General features: G+C 33.9%; 7 protein-coding genes. 2 read left to right on the forward strand and 5 right to left on the reverse strand.

Translation table 11 applies throughout. The annotated features are described in order from the left end of the window. From DWW23_RS21350 to DWW23_RS21360, 3 genes are all read right to left on the reverse strand, one after another. On the reverse strand, window positions 1–746 hold a 746-nt coding region (locus DWW23_RS21350; protein WP_199664166.1), incomplete at its 3' end, for a 6-bladed beta-propeller. A 29-nt stretch (window positions 747–775) separates the two neighbouring features. Continuing rightward, a complete protein-coding gene (locus tag DWW23_RS21355; RefSeq protein ID WP_122355967.1) occupies window positions 776–2,773 on the reverse strand; it encodes a glycosyltransferase in 1,998 nt (665 codons plus the stop codon). A 49-nt stretch (window positions 2,774–2,822) separates the two neighbouring features. Beyond that, a complete protein-coding gene (locus DWW23_RS21360; protein WP_122355969.1) occupies window positions 2,823–3,035 on the reverse strand; it encodes a glycosyltransferase in 213 nt (70 codons plus the stop codon). Between the two features lie 143 nt (window positions 3,036–3,178). On the opposite strand from DWW23_RS21360, the gene DWW23_RS21365 reads away from it, so the two are divergent. Both DWW23_RS21365 and DWW23_RS21370 read left to right on the forward strand, forming a co-directional pair. Beyond that, window positions 3,179–4,489, forward strand: a complete 1,311-nt coding sequence (locus tag DWW23_RS21365) for a HAMP domain-containing sensor histidine kinase (RefSeq protein ID WP_122355971.1) — start codon at window positions 3,179–3,181, stop codon at window positions 4,487–4,489. A gap of 11 nt (window positions 4,490–4,500) precedes the next feature. After that, window positions 4,501–5,178: a response regulator transcription factor gene (locus DWW23_RS21370; protein WP_122355973.1), complete on the forward strand. Its 678-nt coding sequence runs from the start codon at window positions 4,501–4,503 to the stop codon at window positions 5,176–5,178. A gap of 134 nt (window positions 5,179–5,312) precedes the next feature. Here DWW23_RS21370 and DWW23_RS21375 read toward each other — a convergent pair whose 3' ends face one another. Both DWW23_RS21375 and DWW23_RS21380 read right to left on the reverse strand, forming a co-directional pair. After that, a complete protein-coding gene (locus DWW23_RS21375; protein ID WP_147382639.1) occupies window positions 5,313–7,973 on the reverse strand; it encodes a glycosyltransferase in 2,661 nt (886 codons plus the stop codon). 623 nt (window positions 7,974–8,596) lie between these two features. After that, a complete protein-coding gene (locus tag DWW23_RS21380) occupies window positions 8,597–8,767 on the reverse strand; it encodes a TIGR04149 family rSAM-modified RiPP (RefSeq protein WP_122355977.1) in 171 nt (56 codons plus the stop codon). Window positions 8,768–9,033 lie beyond the last annotated feature (266 nt).

Genomic DNA, 9,033 nt, shown 5'->3' on the forward strand with positions numbered 1-9,033 from the left:
CGCATTGCCCTATAAAGGATATTAATACCTCCGATTTTGTACAACACACTGTTCTTATGAGAAAAAAAGAACACACGTCCTAATCTGCAATTTTCAAGATCACATTGTTTTACATACGATTTTCTTGAATAATACTTTTTCCCCAGAATATCAAAAATACCAGAAACATAATTCAAGGAATCAGTCAAAGGAATTATAGATTCCCTAAAAGTAAAAAAGACCTCATCACCTAAAGGTTGCATAACTCTTATTTGATCGAACGGATATTCTAAATTTCCTAAAAACTTTCCTTCAAAAGAAAAAACAGCTATACTATGTTTCCTTCTAAACTGCATTACATAGACCTTTTCTCTGTATTCATCCACAAATATATGATGGGGATTAACTTGCTCAGGACCTTCTCCAACCCTGGCGATTACTTTGATAAAATTACCTTTCCGGTCATATTTCATTATTCCTCCATCATGAGAGAGCATTAAAAACATATAATCCTTTGTAAAAGCTATATCTATTATCTTTCCGATTATTTTTTTATTATCAATACGAACATATGTTATACTCTTAAATTCATTCTTTATCGACATATCATCATTATTATGCTGCGTATCACGCACTTTCACCACATCAGTTATGGTTGCCAGTTCTGCAGGATCCTCTATTATCATTTCTATGCCTCCTTTATTTTCTTGATGACATGATAATAATGTGACAACAAAGCCTACTATATACATTAACCTTTTCTTCATAATACTTTCACAATTTACAAACCAATCAATTAAAATATATTCACAAAAAAATTTACTAACGACTGATTAAAATCATCGAAGTTATATTTTTCCAAATAACGAATCCTTCCATTAGTTGCATATTGTTTACACAATTCCGGATTATCCAACATTCTTTTAATCCCTGATTTCAAAACCTCTACATTCTCCTCTGACTTATTCTCATCAGTATATAAAGGTACAGTGATTCCTGTTTCACCATCTAATACGAGCTCTGACAATCCGGTTGTTCGACCAACAATTAATGGTAGACCCATCATCATCATTTCCAATGCAACATACCCAAATTCTTCATAGAAAGAAGGTAATACTCCTATATCACTAATTGACAAAAGTTCATACAAAATCTGTTTATTTACATATCCGGTAAAAGAAACTTTTGACCAATAAGGCGTGATTTTTAATAATATATCAGTATAATCTCCATCGCCAATTATTATTAATCGCAATTGAGGATATTCCTTTATCAAATCGACAAAGGATTTTGCTAAAATACCACATCCCTTGGCAGGACTTAATCGACCTGCAATAACAAGAATTTTCTCTTCTTCTGTATAACCATATTTTCTTTTAAGAGATAGAAAGTCTTTTCTTGCTAATTTGGAATAAGAATCTTCTATCCCATGAGGAATATATATCAACTTCTCTTTTGGTACTTTATAAATTTTTCGTAAATCATCGTAAGAATGTTTAGCAACAGCTATAACATGATCGCAAAGATTCAATAATACTTTTTCTGATTCAAGACTCTTACAAAGTGTTATATTCTCTTTTTTATCAGGATGAGATAGTATTTCATGAAGCTTTGCTTTATCTCCCATCAAACTAAAACGCCATTCTACATAATGTATAGTCACTACTACTTTAGACCGTGGGAACAATTTTTTCAGTCCAGAAGCTAAATCACTCATCTTCATATAATTCAATTGAAATACAGGATTTTTAAGTTTCGACAAAAAAGGATACAGCAATAAAAGAATACTTCTATAATACAATCGATTTTGTTTTTCTGTATCCCTTACACCATTCAAAAGCCTTACATTGGAAACAAAATAATGAAGTACATCACCTATTCGTTCCATAAAAATAGTCTTTCCTCTATAAGATCTCAAATGAATTACAACTAATTCCCATTCTGTATCTTGGAATGCTCGTATCAATTCTTTTATATAATTACCTACTCCATAATTAGAAGCCTGGCTTTCTTCATTAAAGATTACTAAACTTTTTCTCTTAATAGATCCATTTGAGTTATTTGAAAATACACAAACCTCATTTTTGGTCAATTCTTCTCTTTGAATACAATATAATAAATGGCCCGCTATACCATTATACAAACCTAACGAAATAGATGATAAATTTTCAGATAAACAAAGATTTATACAACTTAATATTGCAGGTAAACATACCACACCTACTTTTTCTCTATCAAGTATCTTTAAATAAGTATCAATCAAGAAGGGAGGAAGTTCATCTTTCTCTGTAAATTCTGTATAAAGTAGAACATATTTTAAAGCATCAAGATAGTCTTTATCAAATACTTGTACAAATTTATCCCGTTGTGCTGAAAGCCGGGCAATGACATAAAAAACAATTCCACCTAATCCTGTTCGAAAGCTAAAATCTGAAAAATGAAATACATCATATTCCATCACTCGTCGATCTATTTCTTTTAATATTTCATCAGTATCCCCTTCTATAAATCCATTTTGTACTAAAAACTCTATTCCCCACCCAATCCCACATAACCCATATTCAAAATTTATAGGTAAATCTTTATTGACATCTTCATAAAGATCATCTAATAACTCATATGCAAAAGTTTCAAATTGTTTATTATGAGAATAACGAGCATAATGAACAAAAAATAGAATATACCCCATCTTTCCGTGAAACAAGCCCAAATCAGGACTAAAGCCACAATTTAAAATCAGATAAGATAAAGCCTCATCCAATAATCCATCAAAACTAATGTTTGAGATATTCATAATAATCTATTTGTATATTAGTAACTCATCATCTATAAATTCCTTTCAATCAATACCGGATAAAACCGGAATTTGTACCCGAACAACAGTCCAATAGACTCCCTAGCGAATCCATTACCACATCACCGACCCATATAATCTCAATTTCATCCAATAGGGTTTTCAAAAGAGATTCAACACAATCTTCGATATATTGTTCCACATTAGATACAGGAACAATACAAGGTAACTGATAGGGATATTTTAAATCGTTGTTTTTCATGAAATTATTTCAATACGAGATAAATTTATCTACTTTCCACAAAGAAGTATCTAACGAAAATCTAATATTTACCTAATGAAACTAACAAATAGCATTTTTTATAAAAAATAAATTTCTAATTTTGTAAAAAGCATGTGTTTACAATGAAAAAAGTTCCCTTAATAGTTTCAATTGGAATCATAGCGTTATTGTGTTTACAAACGTTTTGGCTTCATGATTTGTATTATGTAAATAAACAACAACAAATACAAATTATAAACGAATTATTCAATATTGCCATTGAAAAGGAACTTACCATAAGAGAGTGTGACTCCCTTTCAAACAAAAAGGATGCCCAATTAATAGTACAATCAATTGACAGCATAAATTGGGAAAATATAAAAAATTCAGGCAGAACCATCTGCTATTCAGAAATTTTAACCCAAAACATGCAAGACAAAGGTATCAATAATAACCCTATTCAACTTCATGTATTGGATAGTCTGTTTACCGAAGAATTAAATCGCGAAGATGCCAGAGCCACAGTAGTTCGGATATTTTACTATGACCAATTTCTCAACCTCATACATGAAATAGGAAATGACCGTCCTACAAATTCTTCGACTATCTTCACCAGCCTAAAGCCGATCGGAACCAAAGGTTTACGTTTTGTTCAGGCAGCAGTCACACTTCCGCCTGAATTAATAGTAGAACACATACAATACGAGTTAATAGCTTCTTTTAGTATTGTTTGTATCGTACTTTTTATATTATACTATCAATGGTCTATCATTATGAAAGAAAAAAAGTTGCTGGCAAAACAAAAACAAATTGTATATGCGATTATCCATGACCTGAAATCCCCCTTGAATTCACTTTACACATTTCTTGACTTCATTGAAATGGATCAAACAGAGCCCGAACAGATAACTATCCTGGATAAAGGGAAAAAACGAATTAAACAAATAGCAATTTTCATGGATCAAATGTTAGATGTCTTCCGGAAAAACACCTCCCCTTTACAATATATAGAGATACATCTGCTTGAATTAATAAAATATATATGGCAGGACATCAGTAACTGTTATCCGGACAAAACTATCCAATTCAACATAATCAACCGATTATCGACCGAGACATTCTTCACGGATCCGATGCGCCTGGAACGCTGCCTTCGGAATTTATTTGACAACGCTTTGAAATATTCCGACCGTGACGTTTCGATAACTGTGACATTAAGTAATAATCAAAACAAATTGAACATTGAAATAAAAGATACAGGTTGGGGTATTCCTAAAAATGATTTGAAAAAATCAGGTAACTTGTTTCATAGGGTCAAGAAGTCGGTAAAACCGGCAAGAAAAGGGTATGGCATAGGACTTTGCAGTGTAAACGATTTACTTCGGGAGTTAGGAGGATCTTTACAGATTGAAAGTACCGAGGGGGTCGGCTCCACATTTACTATTCAACTTTAATTTTAGACGACATGGAAAACCAAAGGCATATACTTTATGTAGAAGATGATCTGGATTTAGCTATTTTGATAGTTAAAATGCTGGAAAAAAAAGGATTCAAAGTTAGTTTAAAAAACAACTTATCTAGCATAGTCGAAGAAATTCAATCCATCAGACCAGACTTGTTGTTACTAGACATCGAGGTTGGTAATCAGTCCAGTCTGGAAGAGTTGCCTTTTCTCCGAAATAAGTATCCCCTGATTCCCATTATATTTACCTCATCTCACACCGACATTGAAACGGTCGATCTCAGTTACGACAATGGGATAAACCTCTTTATAAAAAAACCTTTCAGCATCAAAGAACTTTTGCACAATATCAACTTGTTGCTAAATTCAACCTCTCTGTTAAAAAAGTCAGTTCTTTCATTTGGAAAATTCACATTCGACACTGAATGCAATCAACTATTTATAGACGAACAAAGCATCGCTATCCTCTCTCCTAAAGAATCTCTATTATTACAAATACTGCTATCACATCAAGGAAAGGTTGTTTCGCGCTCCCTTATTATGCAACAAATATGGAATAATACTATTTCCGATGACAGTTTGAACAATTGTATTAACCATCTACGCAGTTTCCTAAATAAAGATTCGAAAGTTCAAATTTTCACGTTGCGAGGACAAGGTTATCGACTAACTATCACTTGACAACAGTCATATCTATTTTTCTACTATTTCTATTTTCGTCACTGGAACACAAGCGTGCAACACGGTATTTGGTATAAGAAGTATACATTGAGTAAATATGGTAACTGTACATTTACTCTCTAATGGACTGATTACTATATCAAATCTCTTTTTATCAATATCGGATAAAGCCGAGAGTACAAGTTCCAATTCGGCCTATATATTTCTTCTAACTGAATCACCGATGTGCCATGACTTTTTAGTAAAAGCGAAAAAACACTTTGGTCATGTCGATGCTCAACAAATCGTTCTTCATTTGGAGATTGCGAAGGCGTATCATCCACTAAATAAAAGTTTTCATAATACATATCTAGCCATGCTTTAACTAAAGCGACCGTTTTCGGCTCTTTACGGATAAAAATAACACCGGATTGATATTGTGGCGAATACATCCCTTCTTTTCCACGTACCTCAAAATAATCCAATAAATCCCCCTTCGTCCAAAAACATTCTTTTCTTACTTGCTCTAACTGTGAAACTAAGAATCCGCTTTCATTCTGTTTTACCTCTTTCCAATAGTCTAATAATTTATCTTTTCCCCTACTGTTCAGATGACATCCCATATCCACATAAAGTAATACATCTCCATCCTCCACTCTGGCTAATGTATCCAGTATAATAAATGGTTTCCAGACCCAATAACCGAAGCCACGTACATTTGCACTTAAATACTCCGAAAAATCATTCCGGAACGAAGTCGGTAAATCATATTCGTTATAAAGATGAATAGAATCAAACAAATTAAAATCTTCTGCTTGCTCCTGCAGCCTTTCACGACTTCTCTCGTAACGGGAATCACCGAAACTACAGAGGAACAACTGCCCCTCAGGCTTTTTTTGAAAAGTAAAACGTTTTCGTTCGCTTTTTACCAAATGACATAACCGGATAAATGGGTGTATTTCTTGTAATGCTGCTTTTTTTATAAAGGAAGAGCGTAGCGGTTCTTTACGCCACTGATGATATTGAGCATACAATGTTGGATTTTCGCAACAAGCCTTTAAATGAACAGCCAATTCTCCTGGAGTCTTATACTTACGTACATCTACATAACAATTGTCTCCAGGTGTCAACTCATCAATATTAGGTGCACCGAAATAAATAGGAACAGATCCCACCAAAAGCGGATCAAAGAATTTTTCTGTTACATAATCTTCGGCACAAGAATTTTCAAAAGCTATTACGAATTTATAATGACCATACAAAGCCATTTTAGAAGAATGCCCGTCATCTTTTTCTAACCGACTGTTATTAAATAATTTTCCATACGAATCAATCTGTATTTTCTGCATCAACTCTTTCAAATATTCCTGTCTTCCACTCTGATTAAACGGACTTGAAACCATCATACAAATATCATCAAGCGATTCAAACGATTGGAGAACTGTCTGTTGCAGACGGATCGGATAATCTTTTTCATAATAGGGGTATATTATATCTGCCCCCTGATGATAAGACATCCAGTAGTCGAACAATCCCATAAACTCCGTACTTTTTATAAAAGGATAATTCTCTTCACATTCTAACGTCCACCCCACCCAGCGTTGTTTCTCCGGCTTATCAAGATCTCCTTCCAAATCAAAGCCCAAAGTGGGCAAATGAAATACAACTACATCAGCCCGATCAAGATGTTTTTGATCAGAAGTTATCAATATACCTTCCGGTACCTGCTCTTTAGGATACATCAAAGGAGCTTCCCACATACGGTTATGAAAAAGAATCACTGTTGTTTCATTTGGAATTACCTTCGGAACTCCGGTCACCTCTGCCGATACTCGCCAGGAATGATAATTTTTCAATTTTTTGTGAGCTGTCTGAAAACATGACAGACAAAGAGAACGGACTTCTGCTATCAACAGGCGATGTTTATGATAGATTTGGTACAAAGAATGGCTGGCCAACCGGAAACGACTATCACGTTTCTTATCCAACAGCCAAAAGGCCAATTTATATAATTGAGCAGATTTAGCATAAAGTAAACTCCAAATAATCCGTTCTTCAGCCACATCAAAACGTTCAGCAAAACAAAGCAATCGGTTAGCAATATACAGCAGGCTATTCAGTCGCTTCCCTGCCTCCAGTGTATTCATGATCGAACCGGAACGTTGTCGATAATAATAAAATGGAAATTCTGTACAGGCAACCCGGTCTGCCAAACATAGTGCCTCCACACTCCACAATTCATCTTCATGGAGAACCGATTCAAAATGAAAGTTATTATTTTCCAACCATCTCCGACGGTATAAATAGGAAGTAGCCATCGGAACAAATTTGCTTGCCCGAAACAACTCCGTAAAGCAATCCTTCCCAGACAACACTTGCTTGTTGGTGACAGATTCCGGTAATGGTAAAAACGGAGAATAAAAGTTTCCATCCGGATTCACATGCAAAACCGTTCCCAAAACCATATCTGCCGCCACCTCTTCTGCTTTTTGATATAGTTTACTCAATTGTTCCAGGTCTACCCAATCGTCACTGTCGATAAACACGACATAGTCTCCATTTGCTGCCTCCAAACCACGATTACGAGCTACAGCCAATCCTTGATTAGATTGATGAATTACTTTTATAAAAGGTTCACGTAAAGCGTAACGATCAGCTATGTCACCGGACAAATCTGTAGAACCATCGTCTACCAGTATTACTTCCATATTAACCTGTGGAGTCTTTAATAAAGATTCCAGACATTCCTCCAAATATTCCTCTACATTATATATAGGAACGATACAGGATAATTGATATGGATATTCACGATTCATAAAATTCAAAATTTCAGGATACAATTTACTGATTAATTTTATCTTAACAAGAAATAGTATTCAAGAAATTAAAATATTTTACTTCCACAACACACACAAAGACTACCACACTATCTCAAATAACACATTCATAACAAATTAGCCCAGTTATATCATTATAAACTCTCCCAAAGATATAAAGTCACCTTAGTGATAAGTACTCCATTTTTTAGTTCTCCATAAGCACAACCACAGATTTGTCATCCGGTGAAATTAATACTCAGTTTAGAAGAGAATGATACTTATTTTCGTTATCTCACCAAAGAGAAAATTACCGATGGGAAATGATGTCACAAGTTGTACGATGGGAAAATAGAAATGGCCTCAGTAAAGGTATTGTGTCACAAGATCTTCCTCATGCAACGATTTATTCCCAGATTAGGGATTGAACCCTACAAAGAAATAAATCGAAGACTATGGGAAGAGAAAATTAAATTTGCAGCAATTGCAGCATAAATGTTAATTGAATGTTTAACGAACTATTGTAAATTGATGGTCATAGAAATATAAATTGTTTATTTCTGAACAATGAATGGGCGTTCGAATATAACATAAATCGAATTTAAATACTTTTTAAAGTAATACTAATATGCACTCGCATCATTCATACTGGAATTGCTGAGAATATACACCTGTGTATAGCTGCTTATACAAAGACATTTACAATTACAAGCACCTTTCAAAGCATTCAGTTCACGTTTCTCTAATTCAGCCTTTCTGAATTCATGTAATTTAAGCTTACCTAAAGTTTTCATTTTCTTTAATGGTATTAAAATTAATAAGAGATTTTAACATGTAACAAAGTTAACATTCGATTTAAAATCACAATTAGCCCAATTGAGTCTATTTGAGTTTTCTCTACTTTTATTATTCTAAGTCCGAGATTATGTTTTACCTTTTTTTGAAGAAGCATCAATGTTCTTTTGCCTCAGCATCCTGTTTTAGACTGTCACTTTTCCGGTAAACAGTGTCTTTTTGTAGATATGGTTGACTCTCTATAAGAATCCAAAATGAGAGAACA

This window comes from Parabacteroides sp. AF14-59 (genome assembly GCF_003479515.1).
GTDB classification, from domain to species: domain Bacteria; phylum Bacteroidota; class Bacteroidia; order Bacteroidales; family Tannerellaceae; genus Parabacteroides; species Parabacteroides faecis.

Excerpts from the sequence above, each read along its gene's own strand:
- DWW23_RS21370 (WP_122355973.1), top strand. The coding sequence starts at position 4,501 with ATGGAAAACCAAAGGCATATACTTTATGTAGAAGATGATCTGGATTTA.
- DWW23_RS21375 (WP_147382639.1), bottom strand. The coding sequence starts at position 7,973 with ATGAATCGTGAATATCCATATCAATTATCCTGTATCGTTCCTATATAT.
- DWW23_RS21365 (WP_122355971.1), top strand. The coding sequence starts at position 3,179 with ATGAAAAAAGTTCCCTTAATAGTTTCAATTGGAATCATAGCGTTATTG.
- DWW23_RS21355 (WP_122355967.1), bottom strand. The coding sequence starts at position 2,773 with ATGAATATCTCAAACATTAGTTTTGATGGATTATTGGATGAGGCTTTA.
- DWW23_RS21360 (WP_122355969.1), bottom strand. The coding sequence starts at position 3,035 with ATGAAAAACAACGATTTAAAATATCCCTATCAGTTACCTTGTATTGTT.
- DWW23_RS21380 (WP_122355977.1), bottom strand. The coding sequence starts at position 8,767 with ATGAAAACTTTAGGTAAGCTTAAATTACATGAATTCAGAAAGGCTGAA.